The organism is Rhizobium sp. USDA 4016 (assembly GCF_056279705.1).
In genome coordinates this window covers 314,486-341,247 of the sequence record NZ_JBWCCY010000004.1, presented here as the reverse complement: position 1 = coordinate 341,247, position 26,762 = coordinate 314,486, and the positions used below count along the sequence as shown (strand labels likewise).

21 protein-coding genes are annotated in these 26,762 nt (G+C 60.2%); 15 read left to right on the top strand and 6 right to left on the bottom strand.

The features are described 5' to 3' along the window. Positions 1-48: 48 nt before the first annotated feature. The 10 genes from ACZ9DP_RS16855 to ACZ9DP_RS16810 all read left to right on the top strand — a co-directional run bounded on the left by ACZ9DP_RS16855 (position 49) and on the right by ACZ9DP_RS16810 (position 11,366). Positions 49-1,902, top strand: a complete 1,854-nt coding sequence (locus ACZ9DP_RS16855; RefSeq protein ID WP_283069515.1) for a M3 family oligoendopeptidase — start codon at positions 49-51, stop codon at positions 1,900-1,902. Between the two features lie 291 nt (positions 1,903-2,193). Further along, positions 2,194-3,354 (top strand): aminodeoxychorismate synthase component I, encoded by a 1,161-nt coding sequence (locus tag ACZ9DP_RS16850; protein ID WP_476202964.1) that lies wholly within the window; start codon positions 2,194-2,196, stop codon positions 3,352-3,354. Further along, entirely contained in the window at positions 3,351-3,977 is a 627-nt protein-coding gene (locus tag ACZ9DP_RS16845; protein WP_476202963.1) for an aminotransferase class IV family protein, read from the top strand. The genes ACZ9DP_RS16850 and ACZ9DP_RS16845 overlap by 4 nt, the downstream gene beginning before the upstream one ends. Positions 3,978-4,065: 88 nt before the next feature. Beyond that, the gene (locus tag ACZ9DP_RS16840) at positions 4,066-4,350 is read left to right on the top strand and encodes a YciI family protein (RefSeq protein WP_074069646.1); all 285 of its coding nucleotides are present in this window, start codon (positions 4,066-4,068) and stop codon (positions 4,348-4,350) included. A 209-nt stretch (positions 4,351-4,559) separates the two neighbouring features. Continuing rightward, positions 4,560-6,014, top strand: a complete 1,455-nt coding sequence (locus ACZ9DP_RS16835; protein WP_476202960.1) for a homospermidine synthase — start codon at positions 4,560-4,562, stop codon at positions 6,012-6,014. Positions 6,015-6,183: 169 nt separating this feature from the next. Further along, complete coding sequence (omp10, locus tag ACZ9DP_RS16830; protein ID WP_027508040.1) at positions 6,184-6,546, top strand: outer membrane lipoprotein Omp10; 363 nt, start codon at positions 6,184-6,186, stop codon at positions 6,544-6,546. A gap of 208 nt (positions 6,547-6,754) precedes the next feature. Next, complete coding sequence (locus ACZ9DP_RS16825; RefSeq protein ID WP_476202958.1) at positions 6,755-8,614, top strand: 5'-nucleotidase C-terminal domain-containing protein; 1,860 nt, start codon at positions 6,755-6,757, stop codon at positions 8,612-8,614. 123 nt (positions 8,615-8,737) lie between these two features. Beyond that, positions 8,738-9,772, top strand: a complete 1,035-nt coding sequence (gene hemH, locus ACZ9DP_RS16820) for a ferrochelatase (protein WP_476202957.1) — start codon at positions 8,738-8,740, stop codon at positions 9,770-9,772. Between the two features lie 124 nt (positions 9,773-9,896). Continuing rightward, complete coding sequence (locus ACZ9DP_RS16815; protein WP_074069650.1) at positions 9,897-10,907, top strand: SPFH domain-containing protein; 1,011 nt, start codon at positions 9,897-9,899, stop codon at positions 10,905-10,907. Between the two features lie 3 nt (positions 10,908-10,910). Then, positions 10,911-11,366 carry an NfeD family protein gene (locus tag ACZ9DP_RS16810; protein WP_074069651.1) on the top strand — a complete coding sequence of 152 codons (456 nt, stop codon included), beginning with the start codon at positions 10,911-10,913 and terminating at the stop codon, positions 11,364-11,366. Here the strand turns inward: ACZ9DP_RS16810 and ACZ9DP_RS16805 are convergent, their stop codons facing one another. Continuing rightward, positions 11,367-12,359 (bottom strand): KpsF/GutQ family sugar-phosphate isomerase, encoded by a 993-nt coding sequence (locus ACZ9DP_RS16805; protein WP_074069652.1) that lies wholly within the window; start codon positions 12,357-12,359, stop codon positions 11,367-11,369. It abuts the gene before it with no gap. A 145-nt stretch (positions 12,360-12,504) separates the two neighbouring features. On the opposite strand from ACZ9DP_RS16805, the gene ACZ9DP_RS16800 reads away from it, so the two are divergent. Further along, positions 12,505-14,079 (top strand): outer membrane beta-barrel protein, encoded by a 1,575-nt coding sequence (locus ACZ9DP_RS16800; RefSeq protein WP_476202954.1) that lies wholly within the window; start codon positions 12,505-12,507, stop codon positions 14,077-14,079. Positions 14,080-14,081: 2 nt separating this feature from the next. Here the strand turns inward: ACZ9DP_RS16800 and galU are convergent, their stop codons facing one another. Beyond that, the gene (gene galU / locus ACZ9DP_RS16795) at positions 14,082-14,969 is read right to left on the bottom strand and encodes a UTP--glucose-1-phosphate uridylyltransferase GalU (protein WP_194728183.1); all 888 of its coding nucleotides are present in this window, start codon (positions 14,967-14,969) and stop codon (positions 14,082-14,084) included. A gap of 203 nt (positions 14,970-15,172) precedes the next feature. Between galU and ACZ9DP_RS16790 the strand changes: the two genes are divergently transcribed. After that, positions 15,173-16,396 carry a lytic murein transglycosylase gene (locus ACZ9DP_RS16790; RefSeq protein ID WP_194728184.1) on the top strand — a complete coding sequence of 408 codons (1,224 nt, stop codon included), beginning with the start codon at positions 15,173-15,175 and terminating at the stop codon, positions 16,394-16,396. 88 nt (positions 16,397-16,484) lie between these two features. Next, positions 16,485-17,696 carry an SGNH/GDSL hydrolase family protein gene (locus ACZ9DP_RS16785; protein ID WP_194730238.1) on the top strand — a complete coding sequence of 404 codons (1,212 nt, stop codon included), beginning with the start codon at positions 16,485-16,487 and terminating at the stop codon, positions 17,694-17,696. A gap of 188 nt (positions 17,697-17,884) precedes the next feature. Here the strand turns inward: ACZ9DP_RS16785 and ACZ9DP_RS16780 are convergent, their stop codons facing one another. The 3 genes from ACZ9DP_RS16780 to gltB form a co-directional block, all read right to left on the bottom strand. Next, positions 17,885-19,339, bottom strand: coding sequence for a glutamate synthase subunit beta (locus tag ACZ9DP_RS16780; protein ID WP_476202953.1), 1,455 nt, complete (start codon positions 19,337-19,339; stop codon positions 17,885-17,887). Between the two features lie 19 nt (positions 19,340-19,358). Beyond that, on the bottom strand, positions 19,359-19,532 hold the full coding sequence (locus ACZ9DP_RS16775; protein WP_156886478.1) for a hypothetical protein: 174 nt from the start codon (positions 19,530-19,532) through the stop codon (positions 19,359-19,361). A gap of 64 nt (positions 19,533-19,596) precedes the next feature. Beyond that, positions 19,597-24,318 carry a glutamate synthase large subunit gene (gltB, locus tag ACZ9DP_RS16770; protein ID WP_476202952.1) on the bottom strand — a complete coding sequence of 1,574 codons (4,722 nt, stop codon included), beginning with the start codon at positions 24,316-24,318 and terminating at the stop codon, positions 19,597-19,599. Positions 24,319-24,842: 524 nt separating this feature from the next. Here gltB and ACZ9DP_RS16765 point away from each other — a divergent pair. Next, the gene (locus ACZ9DP_RS16765; protein WP_476202950.1) at positions 24,843-25,895 is read left to right on the top strand and encodes a threonine aldolase family protein; all 1,053 of its coding nucleotides are present in this window, start codon (positions 24,843-24,845) and stop codon (positions 25,893-25,895) included. 13 nt (positions 25,896-25,908) lie between these two features. Here the strand turns inward: ACZ9DP_RS16765 and ACZ9DP_RS16760 are convergent, their stop codons facing one another. Further along, positions 25,909-26,037 carry a hypothetical protein gene (locus ACZ9DP_RS16760; protein WP_267285075.1) on the bottom strand — a complete coding sequence of 43 codons (129 nt, stop codon included), beginning with the start codon at positions 26,035-26,037 and terminating at the stop codon, positions 25,909-25,911. Between the two features lie 211 nt (positions 26,038-26,248). Here ACZ9DP_RS16760 and ACZ9DP_RS16755 point away from each other — a divergent pair, with 211 nt between their 5' ends. Beyond that, entirely contained in the window at positions 26,249-26,737 is a 489-nt protein-coding gene (locus ACZ9DP_RS16755; protein WP_239596965.1) for a BA14K family protein, read from the top strand. Positions 26,738-26,762 lie beyond the last annotated feature (25 nt).

The following is a 26,762-nucleotide window of genomic DNA, read 5'->3' as shown; positions in this document are numbered from 1 at the left end:
GCGCTTAGACAGTCAGACCTGTTCGAAATGAGGAAGAGGAACCCAGCCATGAATTTCGTGCTCCCCGGCGCCGGTCTTAATTTTTCGGCAACAGTTGCCTCGGCCGCGACCGATCCGGCGCTCGGCGACCTCCCGGTCTGGAAGCTGCAGGATCTCTACCCTTCCGCCACCTCGACCGCCTTCACCAGCGACATGGAAAAGGCAGGCCGCAACGCGCTCGCCTTCGAGGAAAAATGGAAAGGCAAACTTGCCGATGCAGCGGCCCAAAAAGGCGCCGGAGGCATCGGCGAGGCGCTGAAGGAATATGAGGCGCTGGACGATCTCATCGGCCGTCTCGGCTCTTTTGCCGGCCTCACCTATTTCTCCGATACGACCAACCCGGTAAACGGCAAGCTCTACGGCGACGTCCAGGCGAAGATCACCGAATTCTCCGGCCACCTTCTCTTCTTCGCGCTTGAGCTGAACCGCATCGACGACGCGGTGATGGACGCATGCATGGCAAACGACCCTGAGGCCGGCCATTACCGCCCCTGGCTGATCGACCTGCGCAAGGACAAGCCCTACCAGCTGGAAGACAAGCTGGAACAGCTCTTTCTCGAAAAGTCGATGACGAGTGCGGCTGCGTTTAACCGCCTCTTCGACGAGACCATGGCCGAGCTCCGCTACAATATCGACGGCGAGAAAGTGCCGCTCGAAGTCGCGCTCAATCTTTTGCAGGACGAGGATCCGGAAGCGCGCCGCAAGGCGGCAATGGCGCTCGCCGAAACCTTCAAGGCGAATATCCGCACCTTCACGTTGATCACCAATACGCTTGCCAAGGACAAGGATATTTCCGATCGCTGGCGCGGCTTCGAGGATATCGCCGACAGCCGCCATCTGGCAAACCGCGTCGAGCGCGACGTGGTCGATGCGCTGGCAGCTGCCGTCAAGCAGGCCTATCCGCGCCTTTCGCACCGCTATTACAAGATGAAGGCGAAGTGGCTCGGAATGGACCAGATGAATTTCTGGGACCGCAATGCGCCCTTGCCCGAAACCTCCAATGCAGTGATTTCCTGGGGCGAAGCGAAGGACACCGTTCTTTCGGCCTACGGCAATTTCGCGCCGGAAATGGCGGCCATCGCCAAGCGCTTCTTCGACGAGCAGTGGATCGACGCGCCCGTGCGTCCCGGCAAGGCGCCCGGCGCCTTCTCTCACCCCACGGTTCCCTCAGCGCATCCCTATGTGCTGGTCAACTACATGGGCAAGCCGCGGGATGTGATGACGCTTGCCCATGAACTCGGCCACGGCGTTCATCAGGTGCTGGCCGGTGCACAGGGCGCGCTGATGTGCCAGACCCCGCTGACGCTTGCTGAAACCGCCTCCGTCTTCGGCGAGATGCTGACCTTCCGCGCACTGCTTGACAAGACGACGGACAAGCGCGAGCGCAAGGCGATGCTCGCCCAAAAGGTCGAGGACATGATCAACACGGTCGTGCGCCAGATCGCCTTCTACGAATTCGAACGCGAGCTTCACACGGCCCGCAAGGCAGGCGAACTGACCGCCGAGGATATCGGCGAACTCTGGCTTTCGGTTCAGTCGGAAAGCCTCGGTCCGGCGATCAGGATCTCCGAGGGATACGAGACCTACTGGGCCTATATCCCCCACTTCATCCACTCGCCCTTCTATGTCTACGCCTATGCCTTCGGCGACTGCCTGGTGAACTCGCTCTATGCCGTCTACCGCAAAGCCGACAAGGGCTTCCAGGACAAATATTTCGCGCTTCTGAAGGCCGGCGGCACCAAGCATCACTCTGAACTCCTGAAGCCTTTCGGCCTCGACGCCACCGATCCGTCGTTCTGGAGCAAGGGCCTGTCGATGATTGAGGGGCTGATCGATGAATTGGAAGCGCTTGATAAGGCTTAAGACGCAGCTCCGGGTCAGGGGCTAACCGAAAGCCCTGACCTTGAGCTTCGGCCGTCGGTGCAAGCAGCCAGGCGGCATTGTGCAACGCTTACGAGGAATGATGAAGGCAACCCCTTCTCCCTCATTCCTGTGCTTGTCACAGGAATCCAGTGCACCCAAGGCCTTGGGAGCGGGAGACACTTTGAAACGAAAAAAGTCATTCGCGACGCGGATGCGCCGGGGCTGGAACCCTGTGACAAGCACGGGAATGAGGAAATCCGGAGCGACCGGTCTCAGCAAATGGGAGCGCGGATGACAATTTCTCAGTCTTGCATCCTCTTCCGCGACGACACCACCGGCGAAGTCATGCTCTTCGCCGATCCCGCCGAGATCATCATCGCCCGGACGCGTGCCGAATTCTTCACCGGCCTCGCGCGGATGGAGACGGCCAAGACGGACGGAAAGTGGCTGGCAGGATATCTATCTTACGAAGCGGGCTATCTCTTCGAGGAAAAACTCGCGGGCTTCGTGGAAGAGAACAGGCCGACGCCGTTGCTCTGCTTCGGCATCTTCGACGCCCCGCAGAAGGACGGTCGTCCGCTCGCGCAGCCGAAACAGCGTCTCGACAACGAGGAATTCCTGACGGCGCCCAAAGCCGCTTGGGCATTCCCCGCATACAAAGAGCGCTTCGACCGATTGCATCGGCATCTGCGCCAGGGCGATTGCTATCAAGCAAACCTCACGATGCCCATCGAAGCACGTTGGAATGGAGATCCGCGCGCGGCCTTCTGGTCGCTGATCGAACGTCAGCCGGTGAAATACGGTGCGCTCGTCGATCTCGGCGGCCCCGTCATCCTGTCCCGCTCTCCCGAGCTCTTCTTCCGGACGGACGAGGAAGGCTGGATCGAGACGCATCCGATGAAAGGCACCGCCAAGCGCGGCGCCGATGCGGCCGAAGATGCCGCCATTGTCGCGGCGATGCGTCACGATATAAAGACACAAGCCGAAAACCGGATGATCGTCGACCTGCTTCGCAATGACATCTCGCGCATCACGGAGGTCGGTACGCTCGATGTTCCGAAGCTCTTCGAGATCGAGACCTACCCCACACTGCACCAAATGGTAAGCCATGTGCAGGCGAAACTTGTTCCCGACCTTTCCATCCGCGATATCTTCGCCGCCCTCTTCCCCTGCGGCTCGATCACCGGCGCACCGAAGCTCAGCGCCATGCACATCCTGCACGAACTCGAAGACACGCCACGCGACGCCTATTGCGGCGCGATCGGCATGATCTCTCCGGCAGGCGCCATGCGCTTTTCGGTTGCGATCCGCACGATCAGCCTTTTTGAGGACGGCAGGGCAATCTTCAATGTCGGTGGCGGCATCGTCTTCGATTCCACTGCGGAAGCCGAATATGAAGAATGCCTGCTCAAGGCGCGTTTTGCGATCGGCGACCAGGACATCGCGCGATGAGCGACTTCTCGCTGATTGAGACATTGCGGTTTGAACCGGGGACCGGCTTCATGCGCCTGCGGCTGCATCTTGCCCGTCTGACGCGCTCGGCCCGGCGGATCGGCTTTGCCGAGCCGCGACATGCGCTCGATGAGCTCAATGCCTCCGTCCAAGGCGCGACGGGCGCTCTGCGCATCCGGCTGACCTTCGATGCGCAGGGCCGCATAGACGTCACGACCGCGCCTTTCACACCGCTTGCGCCCGGCACGGTGTGGAACATCCGCATCGCTTCGACCCGCCTCGACAGCGCCGACAAGCTGCTGCGGATCAAGACCACCCGCCGCACGCTCTACGAAGCCGCCCGCGCCGAATACACGCCGCAGCAGGCGGACGAAGTGCTGATGCTGAACGAACGCGGCGACGTCTGCGAAGGCACGATCACTTCAGTCTTCCTCGGCGATGGTTCCGGCATCCTTCGCACCCCGCCGATTTCCTGCGGCCTGCTCGCTGGCGTGCTGCGCACAGAGTTGATCTGTCAGCGCAAAGCCCGCGTCGGTCGCATCCGGCTGGACGATTTGAACAACGGCCAGATCTACGTTGGAAATTCGCTCCGCGGCCTCATCCCTGCACGGCTTGTCATCTAAGCCGCGCAAATCCTAAAAAGAAGATGGATGGCAACGTTCCAATCGAATATTCAACAGATCCGCAACGATAGGCCGGAAGGATTTTGCCATGTTCATGCTGGCGCTCACCTATGTGAAGCCGAACGAAGAGGCCGATAAGCACATGGAGCCGCATATGGCCTGGGTCAAGGAAGGCTATGCCAAAGGCTGGTTCCTTGCCTCCGGCCGCAAGGTTCCCCGCACCGGCGGCGTCATCCTCGCTATCGGCAATCGTGCCGAGATCGAGGCCTATGTCGCCGCCGATCCGTTCATGGTTCACGGCGTTGCAGAATATGAGATCACGGAAGTCGCGGTGACGACGGTGGCCGAGGGGCTGGATATCCTGAAAAAATAGAGTTTCCTACAAAGGGGCTGACGCTGCACAAGGCCGAGCTCGTTGCGGAGCTTGCGCATGTCCGCGCGCTGATAAATCCATTTCCGGCCCAAACGCTCTTTATTGTGACGCCGATTTATGGTTAGAGCCGGTCACCTCGCATTTCTCGCGCCATTTCAGAAGAATTCTTAAAGGTTCATCGCCTTCGTCACCTTCCATAGGAGAAAAGAATGACGGAACAGACCCACCCGGTATATGCCGAAATTACCGGTCCGATCGTGATGATCGGCTTTGGCTCCATCGGCCGCGGCACGCTGCCGCTGATCGAGCGCCACTTCAAATTCGACAAGAGCCGGATGGTTGTCATCGACCCGCGCGACGAGCCGGCCGACATGGAGATCCTGAAGAAGTACGGTGTCCTCCACATCAAAGAATACGTGACGAAGGACAATTACAAGGATCTCCTGAAGCCGCTTCTGACCAAAGGCGGCGGTCAAGGCTTCTGCGTCAATCTCTCGGTCGATACCGGCTCGCTCGACATCATGAAGCTCTGCCGCAAGCTCGACGTACTCTATATCGACACCGTCGTGGAACCCTGGCTCGGCTTCTATTTCGACAAGAACATGAAGAACGCCGACCGCACCAACTATGCGCTACGCGAAACCGTCCGCAAGGAAAAGGCGAAGAACCCTGGCGGGGCGACCGCCGTTTCCACCTGCGGCGCAAACCCAGGCATGGTGTCCTGGCTCGTCAAGCAGGCGCTTGTCAACCTCGCCAACGAAATCGGCGTGAAGTTCGACGAGCCGGATCAGCACGACCGTGAAGGCTGGGCGAAGCTGATGAAGAAGGTCGGCGTCAAGGGCATCCACATTGCCGAACGCGACACGCAGCGCACCAAGCATCCGAAGCCGCTCAACGTCTTCTGGAATACCTGGTCGGTCGAAGGCTTCATCTCCGAAGGCATGCAGCCCGCAGAGCTCGGCTGGGGCACCCATGAAAACTGGATGCCGAAGAACGCCAAGAAGCAGAAAAAGGGCTGCAAGGCCGCGATCTATCTGGAACAGCCGGGCGCCAATACCCGCGTGCGCACCTGGTGCCCGACGCCCGGTCCGCAATACGGTTTCCTTGTCACTCACAACGAGTCGATTTCGATCGCCGATTATTTCACGGTCCGCGACAAGGATGGCGAAGTCACGTTCCGCCCGACCTGCCACTATGCCTACCATCCGGCCAACGATGCGATCCTGTCGCTGCATGAGATGTTCGGTAACGGCGGCACGTCGCAGCCGGTCCACCACGTTCTCGACGAAGACGAACTGGAGGACGGCATCGACGAACTCGGTGTGCTCCTCTACGGCCACGAGAAGAACGCCTACTGGTTCGGCTCGCGCCTGTCGCTCGAAGAAACCCGCCGCATCGCGCCCTATCAGAATGCGACCGGCCTGCAGGTGACCTCTGCCGTTCTCGCAGGCATGGTCTGGGCTCTCGAACACCCGAAGGCCGGTATCGTCGAAGCCGACGAGATCGACTACAAGCGCTGCCTCGAAGTGCAGCTGCCCTATCTCGGCCCGGTTGAAGGTCACTACACCGACTGGACGCCGCTTAATGGTCGTCCGGGCCTCTTCCCGGAAGACATCGACACCAAGGATCCCTGGCAGTTCAAGAACATCCTGGTTCGTGCCTAACCGGGCATTCAAATCCGCATCGATGCCCGCCGAAAGGCGGGCATTTTTGTAACGCCTGCCGCGTAATTTCGCTTCATCGTTGCAGGAGGCTTGCCATGGCGGCGGGCTCGCGCCATGTTTTTCAAGACTTTCGCGGATAGAGTCCGCTCCGAATCGCCGGGAGAACCATATGACGTTCAGAAACATTCTCGTCCTTGCGGGTGCTGCAGCAGCGCTTGCCGCCTGCGTCTCAGACCGCCCCATGCCGGTAGCGACACGCGCTGCGCCGACCGGCGTCGAGGGTTCCTGGGCCGATCCGAACGGCATCATTTCTACCTTCCAGGCGGGCACCTTCACCACCCGCACGACCGACAGCAACCAGCTGCTCGCGTCCGGCACCTATATCAACACCTCACCGTCACTGGTCGAAATCAGCATGACATCGCTGGTTCGCAAGACGCAGTCGAAGGTCAATTGCGCGCTCGTCAACCAAAGTCAGTTGAACTGCACCTCGGATGCAGGTTCGCAATTCACGTTGACGCGCCGCATGTAATTTCCTCCGCTTTTAATGAAGAAGCTCTCCTTTGCGGGAGCTTTTTTCGTTTTTTGCCTCTTGGAAAGCACCCCGAGAACAACAGCTTTTTTGCACTTGCGGTCGGTCATCGTTGATGAAAACATCCGCACGCCGGGTAGCCGCCAAACGAGTAAGGGAAGGACGAAGTCAGGGGTACGGGGCTTCGCCATTAAATCAGGAGAACAGTATGACCAAGTCATTTAGCTTCGGTCTGTTGACCGCATCGATGCTGGCGCTTAGCGCTGGCGCAGCTTTCGCGGACTACCAGCTCAATATTCTTCATATCAATGATTTCCATTCACGCATCGAGTCGATCAACAAGTTCGATTCCACCTGCTCGGCGGAGGACGAAGGCAAGAACGCATGCTTCGGCGGCGCCGCCCGCTTGAAGACCGCGATCGACCAGCGCCGCCAGGCGCTGTCCGGCCAGAACGTCCTGCTTTTGAACGCCGGCGACAACTTTCAGGGTTCGCTCTTTTACACGACCTACAAAGGTACTGCGGAAGCCGAGATGCTGAACGCCATGAAGTTCGATGTGATGACCGTCGGCAACCATGAATTTGACGACAGCGAAGACGGCCTCGCCGCCTTCCTCGACAAGGTCCAGTTCCCGGTTATTTCCGCAAACGTCCTTGCCGCCGACGGCTCGAAGCTCGGCGATCGCATCAAGCCTTCGCTGGTGCTCGATGTCGGCGGGCAGAAGATCGGCATCGTCGGCGCCGTGGCCAATGATACCGAAGAGCTTTCCTCTCCCGGCCCCAAAGTGATGATTGCCGAGGACGTCCAGACGATCAGCGCAGCTGTCCAGGAATTGAAGGCCCAGGGCATCAACAAGATCATCGCGCTCACCCATGTCGGCTATCCGCGCGACCTCGCAGCCATCGCCAAGATTCCGGATGTCGATGTCGTCGTTGGCGGCCACTCGCACAGCCTGCTTTCGAACACCGATCCGAAGGCGGAAGGCCCCTACCCGACGATGGTGGACAATCCGGGCGGCTACAAGGTGCCCGTCGTGCAGGCGGCATCCTACAGCAAGTATCTCGGTGATCTCGTCGTCGACTTCGACGACAGCGGCGTCGTCAAGAGCGCCAACGGCGATCCGATCCTGATCGACTCCTCCTTCACGCCCGACCCGGCCCTTGTTGCCCGTATCCAGGAACTGGCGAAACCGATCGAAGAACTCCGCAAGAAGGTCATCGGCTCGTCCGAAGCCCCGATCGAGGGCGACCGCACCGTTTGCCGCGTCAAGGAGTGCTCGATGGGCAACCTCGTTGCCGATGCCATGCTCGACCGCACGAAGAACCAGGGCATACAGATCGCCATCCAGAACGGCGGCGGCCTTCGCGCCTCGATCGACGGCGGCGACATCACCCAGGGCGAAGTCATCACCGTGCTGCCGTTCCAGAACACGGTGGCCACCTTCCAGCTGACGGGCGCAGACATCGTCACGGCGCTAGAAAACGGTGTCAGCCAGATCGACGAGGGCGCCGGCCGCTTCGCGCAGGTCGCCGGCCTGAAGTACAGCTTCGACAAGTCGAAGCCGGCGGGCAGCCGCGTCAGCGGCGTTGAGGTCAAGGAGGGTGACAAATTCGCACCGATCGATCCGGCCAAGACCTACGGGGTCGTCACCAACAATTTCATGCGCGCCGGCGGGGATGGCTATTCGATCTTCGAAACAGCCGGCAAGAATGCCTATGACTTCGGTCCGGATCTCGCCGACGTGACGGTCGAATATCTGGCAGCCCATAACCCTTACAAGCCCTACACCGACGGCCGCATAGCGGAAGCCGCCCCGGCTGCGACCGCTGCACCTGCCGCGCCGGCTGCTCCATCCGCTCAAGCTCCAGCCGCAACTGCGCCAGCTGCCAGCGCACCGGCTGCGGTGACGCCGGCAAGCCATGTCATCGCCGCAGGTGATACCCTTTGGGATCTTGCCAAGCAGTTTTACGGCGATGGCGAGCTCTGGAAGAAAATCTCCGAAGCCAACGGCGATCCCGATCCGCGTCGCCTGATGGTCGGCAAGGAGCTGCAGGTTCCCGCGAAGTAAGGCGATAGTCTGGATGTTGAAGACCGGTCCGGGGTTTCCCGGGCCGGTTTTTCCACTTATAGGGATATACCACCGCGCCGGCTGCCTATGAGCGGGAAGGGACTATCAAACGTTGGGGCCAAGATGACCATTGCACCTTCATACCTCCCGGCGGAGCATCCTCCGGTCAAATTCGGCAAGGTCGGAGTCCTTCTCGTCAATCTCGGCACGCCCGACGGCACCGACTACACGTCGATGCGGCGCTATCTGCGCGAATTCCTGACCGACAGGCGCGTCATCGAATGGTCACCGTTGAAATGGTACCCGATCCTCTTCGGCATCGTCCTGAACACCCGCCCGCAGAAGGTCGGCAAGGCCTACGAGACGATCTGGAACAAGGATAAGAACGAGAGCTATCTGCGCACCTATACGCGCAACCAGTCCGATCTCATGGCCGCGCGTCTGAAGGACCTGCCGAATGTAAAGGTAGATTGGGCTATGCGTTACGGCACGCCCTCGATCGCTTCGCGCATCAACGCACTGAAAGAGGAAGGCTGCGACCGCATCGTTCTTTTCCCGCTCTATCCGCAATATGCGGCAGCGACGACCGCCACGGTCAACGACAAGGCATTCCAGCATCTCTTGAAGATGCGCTGGCAGCCGGCATTGCGCACGGTGCCGGACTATCACGACGACGAAACCTATATCGAAGCGCTCGCCAATTCGGTGACAAAGCATCTTGCGGGGCTCGACTGGGAACCGGAGGTGATCCTCGCCTCGTTTCACGGCATCCCGCTCTCCTATTCCGAGCAGGGCGATCCCTACTTCTTCCAATGCCAGAAGACAGGCCACTTGCTTCGCGAAACGCTCGGCCTTGCGAAGGAGAAGTTCATGATAACCTTCCAGTCCCGCTTCGGGCCGGAAGAATGGCTGCAGCCCTATACCGACAAGACCGTCGAAAAGCTGGCACAAGACGGCGTCAGACGCATCGCCGTTCTCAATCCCGGTTTCGTCTCCGACTGCCTGGAAACACTGGAAGAGATTGCCGAGCAGGCGGCCCATTCCTTTCATGAAAACGGAGGCGAGAAGTTTGCGCATATTCCGTGCCTCAACGACAGTGAGGACGGGATGCGCGTGCTGGAAAAGGTCGTGCGCCGCGAACTACTGGGTTGGGTCTAGTCGGACGTCTGCTGCCAGCCGCGCCCCGGTCTTCGGGCTGCTGTTTAAAACCTTGGCGTGCGCTTGTGAATATCCCGCTCGTTGAATAGGATCGCCGCGATCATAGGCGATGAAGGAGAGAGTGATGATTTTAGGCGGGTTCGATATCGTCGTTATTGCTCTCGTCGTCTTCGTCATCCTTGTGCTTTTTGCAGGCATCAAGACGGTGCCGCAGGGCTATCGCTATACGATCGAGCGCTTCGGCCGCTATACGCGCACACTGGAGCCCGGCCTCAACATCATCACGCCCTTCATCGAGCGCATCGGCGCCCGCATGAATGTGATGGAGCAGGTGCTCGACGTACCCACCCAGGAAGTCATCACCCGGGACAACGCCTCGGTCGCCGCCGATGCCGTCGCCTTCTATCAGGTCCTGAATGCCGCGCAGGCAGCCTATCAGGTCTCCAATCTCGAAAACGCCGTTCTTAACCTGACGATGACCAATATCCGTTCCGTCATGGGCTCTATGGACCTCGACGAGCTCCTGTCCAACCGCGATGCGATCAATGACCGGCTGCTGCGGGTTGTCGATGATGCCGTGCAGCCGTGGGGCATCAAGGTCACCCGTATCGAGATCAAGGACATCCGTCCGCCGACCGATCTCGTCGACGCCATGGCGCGGCAGATGAAGGCCGAGCGTGAGAAGCGTGCCCAAATTCTGGAAGCCGAAGGTTCGCGCAACGCTCAGATCCTTCGCGCCGAAGGTGCCAAGCAATCGGCAATCCTAGAGGCAGAAGGCCAGCGCGAGGCAGCGTTCCGCGAAGCGGAAGCCCGAGAGCGTCTGGCCGAGGCCGAAGCCAAGGCGACAAAGATGGTCTCCGAGGCGATCGCCGCCGGCGACGTGCAGGCGATCAACTATTTCGTCGCGCAGAAATATACAGAGGCGCTGTCTGCCATCGGAACGGCCGGCAATTCCAAGATTGTCCTGATGCCGATGGAAGCCTCATCCATTATCGGCTCGCTGAGCGGTATCGGTGCAATCGCTAAGGAGGTCTTCGGCGACGGCAATAGTCCGCCCTCCCCGCCGCGGCCGCGTCAAGTGCCGCCGCGCACGACCCCGCCGGTCAATCCCTTCAACCAGGCCCCGGAGCGCTGACGAATGCTGACACGCGTCGTTGCCGAACTGGGACCATGGACCTGGTGGATTGTGGGCCTGGCGCTGCTTGCCGCCGAAATGATGGTGCCGGGCTTTTTCCTCGTCTGGATCGGTCTTGCCGCGCTCGCCGTCGGCGTTCTGTCGCTGCTGCTTTGGAATGCCGCCTTCTGGATCTGGGAAACGCAGCTCATCCTTTTTGCCATCCTGGCCGTTGCTGCGACATTCCTTGGCCGCCGGCTGACGCTTCGCCATGATGCGACCGACGAACCCTTCCTCAATCAGCGGGGCGCAAGTCTCGTCGGCCGGACGGCAACGCTCTTAGAACCGATCGCCGAAGGCCGCGGCCGCATTCGCATCGATGATACGATCTGGCGGGTGACAGGCCCGAACCTCCCCATCGGAACGCAGGTGAAGGTGGTCGCAAGCAACGGGCGCGACCTGACGGTCGAGCCGCTCTGATCAGGCGACGCCGATCCGCAAGAGATCGTGAAAATGCACCAGGCCGGCCGGCTTGTTATCGTCATCGATGACGATCAGTGCGCCGATTTGATACTGCTCCAGCAATGCCAGCGCGCTTGTCGCAAGCGCCGTCGGCCTGACCGTCTTCGGCGTGCGCGTCATGACGTCGTCGACGCAAAGCTCGGACAGGTTGCGCGTCAAGTTACGGGCAATGTCACCTTCGGTAACGATGCCGCAGAGCCGCCCGTCCTCGTCCAGAACGCCGACGCAGCCGAAATGCTTGCGCGACAGCACGCGGATCGCCTCCGGCATCGGTGTCCCCTTCGCCACCAGCGGGACGCGGTCGCCGGTATGCATGACGTCGCCGACATGCATCAGGCTGGCGCCGAGCTTTCCGCCTGGATGGAAGACATGGAAATCCCGCGCCGTAAAGCCGCGCGCTTCAAGCAGCGCGATCGCGAGCGCGTCCCCGAGGGCGAGCTGCATCAATGTCGATGTCGTTGGCGCAAGGCCGTTCGGGCATGCTTCCTGTTCGTTCGGGATCAGCAGTACGATGTCGGATGCCGTCGCCAGCGACGAGTGTTCGCTGCACGTGAGCGCGACCAGGGGGATGGAAAATCGGCGCGTATAGGCAATGATGCTGCGCAGTTCCGCGCTTTCGCCGCCCTTGGATATGGCGAGCACAAGATCGTCGCTCGCGATCATCCCAAGGTCGCCGTGATTGGCTTCCGCAGCGTGAACGAAAAACGCAGGCGTGCCCGTCGAAGCAAAGGTAGCAGCCAGTTTCGTTCCGATGTGTCCACTTTTGCCGACACCCGTTACGATGACACGACCGCTGATACTGCCGATCGTCTCCACCGCTTGAGAAAACGGCTCCCACAGACCGTCGCTCAAGGCGCGCTCCAGCGCTTCCAGTCCGCGTCTCTCCGTCTCGATCGTCCGCTTGGCGGATTCGAGCACACCGTTCTCAACAAGTTTGACTGCTTTTCTCATGGTCCTGCGTTAGCGCTTTTCATTTGAGGTGTCTACCCACGTTGCTTTGCAACCTGTGAACAGAGCCTCGCGGCCGCAACGAATGATTAACCACGAGGCTTTACGTTCGGGTAACGAATTGAAGCATGCCACGCGCGGAATCCGGATGGCCAAGGAAAGAGAGACGAGCAGTTTGACGCCGCTCTGCGCGGCGCGCTTTGCCGTGTCTTCTATCGCTTGCTTCGCTTTGTTTCTTCCACCTCACCCTGGTTTTGCTCAGTCCGCGCAAAACAGCACCGGCAGCGGCACATCCGGCTATTCGTCTGCATCTAGCGCGCAGTCCTACAGCAGTTCGCCGAATGCACAGCAGTTGCCCGCCAATGGCGCAGCCGACGGTAGCGATATCGCAAATCCCTCAGCCGATGGAATGAGCGGCACACCGCCCAGCTCAAACCAACAAGCCGGAACAACGATGGCAACCGGGACGACTGATCAGGATCCGTCCGGCGAGACGACCAGCTCCATTCTCGATGAGGACATTCGTCGCCTGAATACCCGCGAACCGGCAATCGATGACAGAAGGGCGCCACGCAAGCCGGAGGAAAACCTCTCAGGTCAGGAGACGCCAGGCATCCGCATCGGCACCTTCGTGCTGCGCCCTTCCGTTACCCAGTCGATCAACACCGAAACGACGAAGGACGGAGAGACAAAGGAGACGCGCGCTTTCCTCCAAACCGACGCCCACGCAACGCTTGCCTCCGACTGGGCGCTCCATCAACTGATCGTCACGAGTGAGGGCACTTGGCAGCGCAATGTCAGCGGTACCGGCGAAGAACAGCCCGCCTTCGACATCGACGGGGACCTTCGACTCGACCTGCCGGACGATACGGTCGCTCATATCAAGGGCGGATACCGGTTTTATCGGGAAGATACCGACGATCCTGACGCAATCGCCGATGCCGAGCAGCAATCGGATGTGCAGGAGTTCTCAGCCGGCGCATCCATCGAGCGCGGCTTCGGCATCCTGCGCGGTACCGCGGCACTCGATCTGACCCGGACCATCTACTCCGACGCCGTGCTTTCGAACGGCACGAGGATCTCGCTCAGCGACCGCGACCAGACGTCCGGCACATTTCGGACCCGTGTCGGCTATGAGCTTTCGCCGGCCCTCATTCCCTTCGTCGAGTCCTCGGTCGGTAAGACTGTCTACGACGAAACCCGGGATTCGGCGGGTTTTGCGCGCTCCGGCAACAGCTACGGCGCCAAAGCTGGCGTCGAGGTCGATCTGGGAGAAAAGTTGAAGGGTGAAGTCGGTCTCGGCTACGAAACCGCAACCTTTGACGATAGCCGCCTCGAACCGATCGATACCGCAACCGTCGATGCAAACCTCCTCTGGTCGCCGCTGCGTGGAACCGACGTTCGTTTTGATCTATCGACCAGCATCCAACCCTCAACGACAGCTGGTCAGAGCGGCTATATCTCGCACGAACTGACAACGGCGGTCACGCATCAGCTGCGCGACAATCTCCAGGCAACGGTGCTGGGTGGGGTGACTTTGCGGGACTATCCGTCCGGCGGCAGCAGCGACGAGACGGTCTATACGGCGAGCGGCGGGCTCACCTGGAACATCAACCGCTATCTCGATTTCACCAGCACGCTGGGATACGAGCTGACGACGCGCGATGTGGGCGCCGACTCGCAGCAATGGCGAGCCGGCGTCGGTCTCAAGCTGAAACGCTAGGCTCAAAGGCCTTTCAGCAATGCCTTGAAACCGGCTTCGACGGTCGGGCGGATATCCGCACGTTCGAGTGCGAAGGCAACATTGGCCAGGATGAAGCCATCCTTCGCGCCGCAGTCATAGGTCGTGCCGCGGAAGTGGTAGCCTGCAAAATCCTGTTCCTTGAGCAGCTTCAGCATGCCGTCGGTCAGCTGGATTTCATTGCCGGCGCCGCGCTCCTGCGTCTCGAGGATCTTGAATATCTCCGGCTGCAGGATGTAGCGGCCGTTGATGAAGAAGTTGGAAGGTGCCGTCCCCTTGGCCGGCTTCTCGACCATGCCGGTGATGCGGAAGCCCTCGCCGACCGGTTCGCCGGCTCCCACGATGCCGTATTTATGCGCTTGCTCCGGAGCACATTCCTCGACGGCGATGATGTTGCCGCCGCTCTGGGCATAGAGATCGATCATGCCCTTCATGCAGCCCTTGCCTTCATTCTTCATGATCATGTCCGGCAGCAGCAGCGCGAAAGGTTCGTCGCCGACGATCTCACGGGCGCACCATACGGCGTGGCCGAGGCCGAGTGGCTCCTGCTGGCGGGTGAAGCTGACCGTTCCTGCTTTCGGAAGCTGATTGGCGAGCAGCGTCATTTCCGCCTGCTTGCTGCGTTCGCGCAGCGTCTGCTCGAGCTCGAAGTGAATGTCGAAATAATCTTCGATGATATGCTTGTTGCGGCCGGTCACGAAAACGAAGTGTTCAATGCCGGCTTCGAGCGCCTCGTCGATCACATACTGAATGATCGGTTTATCGACGACAGTCAGCATTTCCTTCGGAACGGCTTTGGTGGCCGGGAGGAAGCGTGTCCCCAAACCTGCAACCGGGAATACCGCTTTACGAACTTTTTTCTGCTGTCCCACTTAGACCTCCTGGGGGGGCTGGATCGCTTTTACACTCAAGCTATTTAGGGTGAACTAGATTAGAATCGCTACCGTTTTGCAAAGGATGACGGGAGAAGCCGGTCATGGTAAAGAATTTGTTGACTCCGTTCCGGTAGTGTCGGGTTTGGCCGGAAACTGCAACTCCGCCGCACGTGCAACGAAGATGACGGATACGACTGCCGATGACCCAGAACCGCAAATACTCCCTTCGTGGTCTTGCTCTCGCCCTCATGGTGACCGCTTCCGCAGGTCTGGCTCCCGATAGCGCGGCGGCCGACCAGCGGTTCCAGAAGTGGATCGCGGACTTTTATCAAACTGCCGCGCAAAATGGCATCAGCAAGGCAACCTATCGGAAAGCTTTCGCAGGCGTGACCGAACCGGACCCGACAGTCCTTGAAAAGGCGACCTTTCAGCCGGAATTCACGACCAAGATTTGGGACTATGTGGACTCCCGCGTCAACCCCTACACAGCCGAGATTGGCCGCAAAATGGCCACAAAGCATGCGTCGACGCTGACGGCGATCGAACGGCATTTCGGCGTCGACAAGAACATCATACTGGCGATCTGGTCGATGGAATCGAACTACGGCGCAGTCCTCACAAAGGACGACCGGCTGCACTATGTGCCACGCGCGCTTGCAACCCTTGCCTATGCGGACGACCGCCGCTCCAAATATGCCAAGAAGCAGCTCGTCGCTGCGCTGAAGATCCTGCAGAACGGTGATATCTCTGCCGATGGCATGACAGGATCCTGGGCAGGCGCCATGGGCCATACGCAGTTCATCCCGACAAGCTATCTGCTCTATGCCGTCGATGCCGACCGCAATGGTCATCGCGACATCTGGAATTCCGTGCCGGATGCACTTGCGACCTCGGCCAACCTTCTCGCAAAGAACGGCTGGGACACCGGCAGGACCTGGGGCTACGAAGTCTCGGTTCCGGCGAGCCTCGCAAAGCAGGTAGGCAAGACACATACGATCGCGCAATGGGCAGCGATGGGCGTCACCCGCCCCAACGGCAAGGGTTTTCGAGACGGCTCAACAAGGGCCGTGCTGAAGATGCCGGCTGGCGCCGGCGGTCCCGGCTTCCTGATGACCGCGAACTTTTTCACGATCAAGAAATACAACGCTTCCGACAGCTATGCGCTCGCCGTTGGCCTGCTTGCCGATGAAATTGCCGGTTATGGTGGCATGAAACAGCGCTGGCCGCGCCCGGAGGGCACGCTCGACATGAAAGAAAAATTCGAGCTGCAAAATCGCTTGAAGACACTCGGCTATTACAACGGCGAGGTCGACGGCAATTTCGGTTCAGGTTCGAAAGCCGCAATTTCGGCGGTTCAAGAACGCCTCGGCATGCAGGCCGATGGCAAACCCTCGCTCCCGCTCCTGAATGCGCTCCGGCGCTAGAAAGGAGAAATCCGCGACATAGCTTTCATGGAGAGTGGACGTGCGTGTCCCCTCCATGCGAAAATGTCGCGAGATATGGGGCATGACGATGCGTAGATCGGGTGACAGGCTGAAACTGGGCTGGAGGACGCTGCTTTCCGCCGCTCTGGTGCTTTCCTTCGGCATCACCGCGCCCGTTGATTTTGCCGACGCGCAGGAGCGCTATTACTACCGCCGCTCGATCTTCGATTTCTTCACCGGCCGCCGCTACATCAACGAAGATTATGCGCCGCCGCCCGAGGTTCGACGCCCGCCGCAGCGTCAGCGCAAACGGACACCGCTTGCGCCCAAACCTCCAACCGTCGCCACTGCGCGGCCTGTAGCGCCCGTCCTTCAGGAGCCGGTGGTCCAGAAACTCGAGAATGCCCAAAAGATCCTGATCGTCGGCGATTTTCTCGCAAGCGGCCTGGGCGATGGCATGACGGAAGCATTCAAGACTTCGCCCGGCGTGATCGTAGAGGCCCGAGGCAACGTCTCTTCGGGCCTGGTGCGCGACGATTATTACGACTGGCCCGAACAGCTCCTGAAGATAATGGACGAACTGAAGCCGGCGATGGTCGTCGTCATGATCGGCGCCAACGACCGGCAGCAGATGGTCATCGGCGGCGCCAAGGAGAAGTTCCGCACCGACGCCTGGTATGGCGAGTATCAGAAGCGTGTGCTGAACTTCGGCAAGGAAATAACGAACCGCAAGATACCATTGCTTTGGGTCGGACTCCCTGCTTTCGAATCGCCCTCGATGACGGCCGACGCCGTTCAGATGAACCAGCTCTATCGCAAGCAGGTGGAAAGCATCGGTGGCGAATTCGTCGACATCTGGGATGGCTTCGTGGACGAGAACGGACAGTTCGTCGTTACCGGTTCCGACATCAATGGTCAGCAGGTGCGCCTGCGCACCTCGGACGGCATCAATCTGACACAGGCCGGACGCCGCAAGGTCGCCTTCTACGTTGAAAAGCCGGCCCGCCGCCTTCTCGGCACCCAGGCAAGTCCCGACCTTGTGCGCCTCGACACCAGCAACCTGCCCCATCTCGGTCTGCCGTCGGACCCGGTCGCGCATACGCAGCCGATCAGTCTTTCGGACCCCAATCTCGATGGAGGAGCTGAGCTTCTCGGCGGCAGGCAGCCTCCGGCCACTTTGGCGAACTCGCCACGCGACATGCTGGTGCAGGAGGGCAAGATGGAGCCGGCCCCGGCAGGACGCGTGGACGACTACAGTCTTCCGGCCCTGAAAGAGCCGAAGCAGGTCTCGGCTAAATAAGCTTCAGTTCTTTGCCCGAGCGACGGTGCATGGAGATGAAATTTTCATGACGCTCGCCTTCGAACTCGAAGTCGGTCGAGCCTCGCCTTTCGAAGCCCTTGAACAGATGCCCTACAGACTGATCAATAGATCGGCCGCCCGCAACCTCTTGCGAGCAGCGCGTTCTGTTCGGCTTTAAGCGAGAGCAATCAGCGCGGCAGAACCGTCGAGCCCATCAGCGCTTCATCGATCGCACGCGCTGCCTGGCGGCCCTCGCGGATCGCCCAGACGACCAGCGATTGGCCGCGGCGAACGTCGCCTGCCGTCCATAGCTTGTCGACCGAAGTCTTGTAGTCGTGGTCGTTGGCAACGACATTGGTCGAGCCACGGCGGTCGGTGTTGAGCGTCAGTTTGCCGTCCAGTTCCTTGAGCACGCTGTCAGTGAACGGTCCGCGGAAACCGATGGCGATAAAGGCGAGATCCGCCTTGATGACGAATTCCGTACCGGGAACCGGCTTGCGGCGCTCGTCGACTTCGCAGCACGTGACGCCTGTCAGCACGCCGTCTTCGCCGATGAACTCCAGCGTCGCCACCTGGAACTCGCGGACGGCGCCTTCGGCCTGCGACGAAGAGGTGCGCATCTTGGTTGCCCAGAACGGCCAAACGGCGAGCTTGTCTTCCTTCTCCGGCGGCTGCGGACGAATGTCGAGTTGCGTAACCTTCACAGCGCCCTGACGGAACGCCGTGCCGACGCAGTCCGAAGCGGTATCGCCGCCACCGACGACGACCACATGCTTGGCGCCCGCCAGGATCGGGTCCGACGCCCAGCCGACGCTGTCGATGTTTTCGCGGCCGACACGCTTGTTCTGCTGCACGAGATAGGGCATCGCGTCATGGACGCCGGCAAATTCGATACCGGGAATGCCGGCTTCGCGCGGCGTTTCGGAGCCGCCGCAGTAAAGCACGGCATCGTAATCGGACAGTAATTGCTCGACCTTCATGTCGACGCCGACATTGACGCCGCAATGGAAGGTAACGCCCTCGCCCTTCATCTGCTCGACGCGGCGATCGATGAAGTTCTTCTCCATCTTGAAGTCGGGAATGCCGTAGCGCAGCAGGCCGCCAGGGCGGCTTTCGCGTTCGTAGACATGGACCTCATGGCCGGCGCGGCCGAGCTGCTGGGCAGCCGCCATACCAGCGGGACCGGAGCCGATGACCGCGACCTTCTTGCCGGTATGGACCGTTGCCGGCTGCGGACGGATGAAGCCGAGCTCGTAAGCCTTGTCGGCAATTGCCTGCTCGACCGTCTTGATCGCAACCGGCGCATCTTCGAGGTTCAGCGTGCAGGCTTCTTCGCAGGGCGCCGGGCAGACACGACCGGTGAACTCCGGGAAGTTGTTGGTCGAATGCAAGTTCTGGATCGCCGCTTCCCAATTGTTGTTGTAGACGAGGTCGTTCCAGTCCGGAATTTGGTTATGGATCGGGCAGCCGGTCGGGCCATGGCAATAGGGGATGCCACAGTCCATGCAGCGCGCGGCCTGTTTCTGCACTTCCTGGTCCGACATCGGGATCGTGAATTCGCGGAAATGCCGGATACGATCCGACGCCGGCTGATATTTCGCCACCTGCCGGTCGATTTCCAGAAACCCTGTGACCTTACCCATATTTTCGTCCCTCATCATCTTAAAGCCCAAGACCCAAAGGTCCCCAATACCAGTAGGCCAGTCCCATGACTGCGCCCAGGGCTACGAATTCCGTTTCAAGGCCGCCGCCGGCAAAAGAGGTTCCGGCGGAAACTGCGACAGCGAGGCACAGAGAGATGAAGGAATGAAGCAGCGAAAACCGATTTTTCATCATCGTTCTTTCCAGCATCCTCCATGCCGCTCGTCAGAGCGGTGGCTGATTTAGCGATTTAGAGCACTCACTCCGCGGCGATCCCCATCCGGCTCCGCTCCATTTCCTCGAGCGCACGACGGTACTCGACCGGCATGACCTTGCGGAATTTCGGACGATAGTCGACCCAGTTGTCCAGGATCTGCTTGGCGCGGGTCGAGCCCGTGTAGTGCAGATGGTTGGAGATCAGCTGGTAAAGGCGCTCCTCGTCGTGACGCGTCATGTCGCCGGAGACGTCGACGCGTCCCTTGTGCATGAGATCGCCGCCGTGATGGTGCAGCTTCTCCAGCATGTCGTCCTCTTCGGGAACCGGTTCGAGTTCGACCATCGCCATGTTGCAGCGCTTGGCGAAGTCGCCGGTCTCGTCGAGAACGTAGGCGACGCCGCCGGACATGCCGGCGGCAAAGTTGCGGCCCGTTGCGCCGAGCACGACCACCACGCCACCCGTCATGTATTCGCAGCCGTGGTCGCCCACGCCCTCGACAACGGCAATGGCGCCTGAGTTGCGCACCGCGAAACGCTCGCCCGCGACACCGCGGAAGTAGCACTCGCCTTCAGTCGCACCGTAAAGCACGGTGTTGCCGACGATGATGGAATCTTCAGCGACGATCTTCGAGTTCTCCGGGGGCCGGATGATGATCTTGCCGCCCGAAAGGCCCTTGCCGACATAGTCGTTGCCGTCGCCGATGAGGGTGAAGGTGACGCCGCGCGCGAGGAAGGCACCGAACGACTGACCGGCTGTCCCTTTGAGTGTGACGTTGATCGTGTCGTCCTTCAGGCCGCGGTGGTTGTAGCGCTTCGCAACCTCGCCAGAGAGCATGGCGCCCGCCGAACGGTCGACATTCTTGATATCGACTTCGAAGGCGACCGGCGTCTTCGAGGAGAGCGCAGGCTCGGCCTTCTCGATCAGCTTGCGGTCGAGAATGTCGTCGATCGGGTGCTTCTGACGCGCCGTCCAGTAGGTCTCTTCCTTTGCTGCATCGACCTTGTGGAAGATGCGGCTGAAGTCGAGCCCCTTGGCCTTCCAGTGCGCCAGCATCTCGTCCTTCTCAAGCAGTTCCGAAGCGCCGATGATGTCATCGAGCTTGGTGAAGCCGAGCGAGGCCAGGATTTCGCGCACTTCGTTGGCGACGAAGAAGAAGTAGTTGATGACGTGCTCGGGTGTGCCCTTGAAGCGCTTGCGCAGAACCGGGTCCTGCGTCGCAACCCCTACCGGACAGGTGTTGAGGTGGCACTTGCGCATCATGATGCAGCCCGCGGCAATCAGCGGCGCGGTTGCGAAGCCGAACTCGTCGGCGCCCAGCAGCGCGCCGATGATGACATCGCGGCCGGTCTTCAGGCCGCCGTCCACCTGCAGGGCGACACGCGAGCGCAGCCCGTTCAGCACCAGCGTCTGCTGGGTTTCGGCGAGGCCGATTTCCCAAGGGCTGCCGGCATGCTTCAGCGAAGTGAGCGGCGACGCACCCGTGCCGCCGTCAAAGCCGGCAACGGTGATGTGGTCGGCGCGCGCCTTGGCAACACCGGCGGCGACCGTGCCGACGCCGACTTCCGAGACGAGCTTGACCGAGACGTCGGACGTCGGGTTGACGTTCTTCAGGTCGTAGATCAGCTGCGCCAGATCTTCGATCGAATAGATGTCATGATGCGGCGGCGGCGAAATCAGCCCGACGCCGGGCGTCGAATGACGGGTCTTGGCGACCGTCGCATCGACCTTGTGACCCGGCAGCTGGCCGCCTTCGCCGGGCTTTGCACCCTGCGCGACCTTGATCTGCAGCACGTCGGCATTGACAAGATATTCGGTCGTCACCCCGAAGCGTCCCGAAGCGATCTGCTTGATCGCCGAGCGTTCCGGGTTCATCGAGCCATCGCGCAGCGGCATGTAGCGGTCGGACTCTTCGCCGCCTTCGCCGGTGTTCGACTTGCCGCCGATCTTGTTCATGGCGATTGCGAGCGTCGTGTGCGCCTCGCGGCTGATCGAGCCGAAGGACATCGCACCCGTCGAGAAGCGCCTGACGATATCGGCAGCCGGTTCGACCTCGTCGATCGATACCGGTTTGCGGCCGAGCTGCTCTGCGCTCTTGACCTTGAACAGGCCGCGGATGGTGTTCATGCGCAGCGCCGTGGTGTTCACCATTTCGGAGAATTCGCGGTAGTGATCCTCGGCATTGCCGCGAACGGCATGCTGAAGGGCTGCAACAGCGTCCGGCGTCCAGGCATGGCTTTCGCCACGCATGCGAAAGGCATATTCGCCGCCAATGTCGAGCGTGCTGGCAAGCAACGGGTCGCGGCCGAAGGCGGCCGTATGGCGAGCAACGGTTTCCGTGGCGATCTCTTCCAGCCCGACGCCTTCGATCATCGTTGCGGTGCCGAAGAAATACTTGTCGACGAATTCCGACTGCAGTCCGATCGCATCGAAGATCTGCGCACCGCAATAGGACTGATAGGTCGAGATGCCCATCTTCGACATGACCTTGAGGATGCCTTTGCCGACCGCCTTGATGTAGCGGTAGACGATTTCGCTGGCGTCCACTTCCTTCGGAAATTCGCCCTTGGCATGCATGTCGAGCAGCGTGTCGAAGGCGAGATACGGGTTGATCGCTTCAGCACCATAGCCCGCGAGCAGGCAGAAGTGATGCACTTCGCGCGGCTCGCCGGTCTCGACGACAAGACCGACCGACGTTCGAAGCCCCTTGCGGATCAGGTGATGGTGGACGGCAGCGGTCGCAAGCAGCGCCGGGATCGCGATGCGATCTGGCCCGATCTGACGGTCGGAGAGCACGATGATGTTGTAGCCGCCCTTGACCGCCGCTTCGGCGCGCTCGCAGAGACGGTCGAGCATATCCGGCATGCCTTCGGCACCACGCTCGACATCATAGGTGAAGTCGAGTGTCTTGGTATCGAAACGGTCTTCCGTGTGACCGATCGAGCGGATCTTTTCGAGATCGCCGTTGGTCAGGATCGGTTGGCGCACTTCGAGACGCTTGGCGTTGGCCATGCCGGTATGGTCGAGGATGTTCGGCCGCGGCCCGATGAAGGAAACCAGGCTCATGACAAGCTCTTCGCGGATCGGATCGATCGGCGGGTTCGTGACTTGGGCGAAGTTCTGCTTGAAGTAGGTGTAGAGTAGCTTCGACTTGTCGGACATCGCCGAAATCGGCGTATCCGTACCCATCGAGCCGATCGCTTCCTGACCCGTCGTCGCCATCGGCGACATCAGGATTCTCGTGTCTTCAGTTGTGTAGCCGAAAGCCTGCTGGCGGTTGAGCAGCGAAACATCGCGGCGCAGCGCACGCGGTTCGACCGGCTTCAGGTCTTCCAAAATAAGCTGAGTACGGTCGAGCCAGCTGCGATAGGGATGCTGGGTCGCAAGCTGCGACTTCACCTCGTCATCCGAGATGATGCGGCCTTCTTCCATATCGATCAGCAGCATCTTGCCGGGCTGCAGGCGCCACTTCTGGACGATGTTTTCTTCCGGAACCGGCAGCACACCTGCTTCCGACGCCATGATGACACGATCGTCATTGGTGACGAGATAGCGCGCCGGACGCAGGCCGTTGCGGTCGAGCGTCGCGCCGATCTGCTTGCCGTCGGTGAAGGCGACAGCAGCCGGCCCGTCCCATGGCTCCATCAAGGCAGCGTGGTATTCGTAGAATGCCTTGCGCTCAGCCGCCATCGACTGGTTGCCGGCCCAGGCTTCCGGGATCAGCATCATCACCGCATGCGACAACGAATAGCCGCCGCGCACGAGGAACTCGAGCGCGTTATCGAAACAGGCTGTGTCCGACTGGCCTTCGTAGGAGATCGGCCAGAGCTTGGAAATGTCCTCGCCGAAGAGCGGCGAAGACACCGACGCCTGACGCGCCGCCATCCAGTTGACGTTGCCGCGCAGCGTGTTGATTTCACCGTTGTGGGCAACCATGCGATAGGGATGCGCCAGCTTCCAGGACGGGAAGGTGTTGGTCGAGAACCGCTGGTGCACGAGGGCAACCGCGCTTTCGAATCGCGGGTCCGACAAGTCCTTATAATAAGCGCCGACCTGATAGGCGAGGAACATGCCCTTGTAGACGACGGTGGATGACGAAAGCGACACCGGGTAGAAGTTGCTCTCCTCGCCTTCGAACTCGTCGTAGATGCGGTTGGAGATCACCTTGCGGAGCGTGAAGAGGCGGCGCTCGAACTCGTCGTTCGTCGCGGCATCCTCGCCGGCACCGATGAAAACCTGAACATGATGCGGTTCGGTGGCGGCGATATCCGGCGCCTTGGAGAGCGACGAGTTGTCGACCGGCACGTCGCGGAAGCCGAGGAAGACCTGGCCTTCCTCGGTGATCACATCCTGGATCACTTTCTTGAAGTGCTCGATCTGCTGTTCGTCGGGCGGCATGAAGATATGGCCCATGCCGTATTCACCGGCCTTCGGCAGGATGACGCCCTGCTTTGCCATTTCCTCACGGAAGAAACGGTCGGGAATCTGCACGAGAAGACCGGCGCCATCGCCCATCAGCGGGTCAGCACCGACGGCACCGCGGTGCGTCAGGTTTTCGAGGATGAAAAGGCCGTCCTTGACGATCTGGTGCGACTTCTGGCCCTTCATATGCGCGACGAAGCCGACGCCGCAGGCGTCATGCTCGTTGCGCGGATCGTATAGACCCTGTTTTCGCGGCAAACCGGAGGCGGATTTACGCGTATTGGCCGTTGCGCGCGCGTCTGCTGCTGCGAACTGGTCAAAACCCGTGGATGGCGTCTTCGTCATCTTTCCCTCCTGTCAAAGCCCGCGAGCGGGCGTCTCTTTGTCGCGCGCCGTCCCTTGATACGGGGTTCGGCGCGTGACAGCGCTGTTGCATTATCGAAGATCCGGTCGCGTTGGCCCGCCAAAAGCGAGCCGCCGCGCTCCGCGCCTGCCAGTCGCCGCAGCGCTGCCAAGGCTGCGCTCGAGTGGACTATAGCGTGAAACCCTGCAAAGGTCAGGGCCTTCGGCGCCTCTTCGGTCGTAAAGGCCAAAATAGGACAGCAACACTGTCCTAATTCATCAGTTCTATGCCAGAAACCTATGCGCTCCGCAAGAGCGCGCGATTAAAAAATCGTCGATTTGCGACGGAAGATTGCCAAACTGACGAAAATGACGAAATTAAATTACCCGGCGCCGCACTATTTTGTTTATTGATTGCGGAATTCAATTTTTGTGATGCATTGCGACGCAGATGTTTGATCGCGTGAAGCTTTGGCGTAATGTCCCTGCCGAACTTGCCAACCCCACATTTCCCTAACGGTTCTTCCATGTATTTTGCTTCCGACAACTGGGCTGGCGCCCATGAATCTATTGCCCAACGCCTGCTCTCGGCTTCCGCCGGTTTCGCGTCCGCATACGGCACCAGCGATCTCGATAAAAAAGTCGAGGCACGCTTTTGCGAGGTCTTCGAGCGTGAAGTCTCCGTCTTCTTTGTCGCGACGGGTACGGCTGCGAATTCCCTTTCGCTCGCCAGCGTCCAGCGTCCCGGCGGCGTCACCTTCTGTCATTCGGAGGCCCATGTCATCGAGGATGAATGCGGCGCACCGGAATTTTTCTCCGGCTCCGCCCGCCTTGTTGCCGTGCCCGGTGCGTCCGGCAAGATCGATCCGGCAAGGCTTTCGGCGAAGATAGCAGGCTTCCCTGAAGATGCCGTGCATCACGGCCGCGCCAGTGCCATCACCATCACCCAGGCGACCGAGATTGGTACGGTCTACACGTTGCCGGAAATCGGCGAGATTTCAGCCATCGCAAAGAAGCGGAACCTGGCTCTTCATATGGACGGCGCCCGCTTCGCGAATGCGCTCGTCGCGCTTGGCGCAACGCCTGCCGAAATGACATGGAAACGCGGGGTGGACATGCTTTCCTTCGGCGGCACCAAGAACGGTTGTTGGTGCGCGGAGGCGATCGTCTTCTTTCATTCGGATCAGGCCAAAGAGATGCCTTTTATCCGAAAGCGTGCGGCGCAGCTCTTTTCCAAGTCGCGCTTCATCGCCGCCCAGTTCGACGCGTATTTCGACAACGATCTCTGGCTCGATCTTGCCCGCCATGCGAACAGCATGGCCGATGGCCTCCGTGGCGGCATCGGCGCCAGCAATTCCGCCAGGCTCGCCTGGCCCACCGCCTCCAACGAAGTCTTCGCCGTCGTCACCAAGAGCGCGGCGAGAACTGCTGAAAATAGGGGGGCGACGTTCTACGAGTGGCCGATTCCGGCCGCAACGCCTGACCTCGTTAACGACAACGAGACGCTGATCCGCCTCGTCACCAGCTTCGCCACGACAAGAGCCGATGTCGACGGCTTCCTGAAGTGCCTGGCGGCATAAAGCCCGGCAGCACCTAGTTCTGATGGCCGTAGACGGCGGATTGCGGGGCACCGTGATCCGCCTTTTCCGCTTCGTGCCCGATCACAAGGATCATCATTACACAGGCCACCAGCCCGGATACGAATAGTGCGCCATACATCATCGGTCCGTCCTTTCTTGCCCCGAACGACGACCAGATTGGGTCCTAACGTAGAAGCCGGAATCTAACCAAATAGCTAAGCGACAAGGTTGAGAGGGGCTTAAAATGGCAGGCAACCGGTTAACCGCTGACAGCGACCGCCGTTTAAAATTCGTCCGCTGCTGCTGGAACCTTTCGGGAACAACTTCATTGATAGCTAGAAAGGTGAAAAGCGATGAAAAAGTTAGCTGTCGTGCTCATCTCAGCTGTGACTGCCTTGACAAGTGTTCTGCCTGCCGAGGCATTTCCTGCGATCAATCTCGAAAAGCCGAAAGTCGTATCGAACATAGAGCAGGTTCGGGATCGCGACTGGAGCGGATGGAGCAATTTTGCTAGGCGCCGCTATCTTAAGAGTATGCGTAGCAATCGCGGCGCATACTATGGCGGTTCTCGTGGTTATCGCTCCAACAGATATTATGGCCGCCGGTATCGCGATTATGACAATGACAACGACGCCGCCGCAATTATCGGCGGATTGGCGCTCGGCGCGATCGTCGGCGGTGCGTTGGCTCAGCCACGCTACTATGGTCCCCCGTCCTCCTATGCTTATGGCGGCAACGGTCATACGCGCTGGTGCTACAGCCGATATCGCTCCTATAGGGCCTGGGATAATACGTTCCAGCCGTATTATGGCTCGCGCCGGCAGTGCGTTTCGCCCTATTGATCGGCAAGCAACCGAAACTTGATCG

What these genes read in the sequence shown, in the direction of transcription:
- ACZ9DP_RS16855 (WP_283069515.1), top strand. Translation starts at nt 49, where the DNA reads ATGAATTTCGTGCTCCCCGGCGCCGGTCTTAATTTTTCGGCAACAGTT.
- ACZ9DP_RS16775 (WP_156886478.1), bottom strand. Translation starts at nt 19,532, where the DNA reads ATGATGAAAAATCGGTTTTCGCTGCTTCATTCCTTCATCTCTCTGTGC.
- ACZ9DP_RS16825 (WP_476202958.1), top strand. Translation starts at nt 6,755, where the DNA reads ATGACCAAGTCATTTAGCTTCGGTCTGTTGACCGCATCGATGCTGGCG.
- hemH (WP_476202957.1), top strand. Translation starts at nt 8,738, where the DNA reads ATGACCATTGCACCTTCATACCTCCCGGCGGAGCATCCTCCGGTCAAA.
- ACZ9DP_RS16815 (WP_074069650.1), top strand. Translation starts at nt 9,897, where the DNA reads ATGATTTTAGGCGGGTTCGATATCGTCGTTATTGCTCTCGTCGTCTTC.
- ACZ9DP_RS16805 (WP_074069652.1), bottom strand. Translation starts at nt 12,359, where the DNA reads ATGAGAAAAGCAGTCAAACTTGTTGAGAACGGTGTGCTCGAATCCGCC.
- gltB (WP_476202952.1), bottom strand. Translation starts at nt 24,318, where the DNA reads ATGACGAAGACGCCATCCACGGGTTTTGACCAGTTCGCAGCAGCAGAC.
- ACZ9DP_RS16785 (WP_194730238.1), top strand. Translation starts at nt 16,485, where the DNA reads ATGCGTAGATCGGGTGACAGGCTGAAACTGGGCTGGAGGACGCTGCTT.
- ACZ9DP_RS16790 (WP_194728184.1), top strand. Translation starts at nt 15,173, where the DNA reads ATGACCCAGAACCGCAAATACTCCCTTCGTGGTCTTGCTCTCGCCCTC.
- ACZ9DP_RS16840 (WP_074069646.1), top strand. Translation starts at nt 4,066, where the DNA reads ATGTTCATGCTGGCGCTCACCTATGTGAAGCCGAACGAAGAGGCCGAT.
- ACZ9DP_RS16845 (WP_476202963.1), top strand. Translation starts at nt 3,351, where the DNA reads ATGAGCGACTTCTCGCTGATTGAGACATTGCGGTTTGAACCGGGGACC.
- ACZ9DP_RS16760 (WP_267285075.1), bottom strand. Translation starts at nt 26,037, where the DNA reads ATGATGTATGGCGCACTATTCGTATCCGGGCTGGTGGCCTGTGTAATG.
- ACZ9DP_RS16780 (WP_476202953.1), bottom strand. Translation starts at nt 19,339, where the DNA reads ATGGGTAAGGTCACAGGGTTTCTGGAAATCGACCGGCAGGTGGCGAAA.
- ACZ9DP_RS16800 (WP_476202954.1), top strand. Translation starts at nt 12,505, where the DNA reads ATGGCCAAGGAAAGAGAGACGAGCAGTTTGACGCCGCTCTGCGCGGCG.
- ACZ9DP_RS16835 (WP_476202960.1), top strand. Translation starts at nt 4,560, where the DNA reads ATGACGGAACAGACCCACCCGGTATATGCCGAAATTACCGGTCCGATC.
- ACZ9DP_RS16810 (WP_074069651.1), top strand. Translation starts at nt 10,911, where the DNA reads ATGCTGACACGCGTCGTTGCCGAACTGGGACCATGGACCTGGTGGATT.
- omp10 (WP_027508040.1), top strand. Translation starts at nt 6,184, where the DNA reads ATGACGTTCAGAAACATTCTCGTCCTTGCGGGTGCTGCAGCAGCGCTT.
- ACZ9DP_RS16755 (WP_239596965.1), top strand. Translation starts at nt 26,249, where the DNA reads ATGAAAAAGTTAGCTGTCGTGCTCATCTCAGCTGTGACTGCCTTGACA.
- ACZ9DP_RS16850 (WP_476202964.1), top strand. Translation starts at nt 2,194, where the DNA reads ATGACAATTTCTCAGTCTTGCATCCTCTTCCGCGACGACACCACCGGC.
- ACZ9DP_RS16765 (WP_476202950.1), top strand. Translation starts at nt 24,843, where the DNA reads ATGTATTTTGCTTCCGACAACTGGGCTGGCGCCCATGAATCTATTGCC.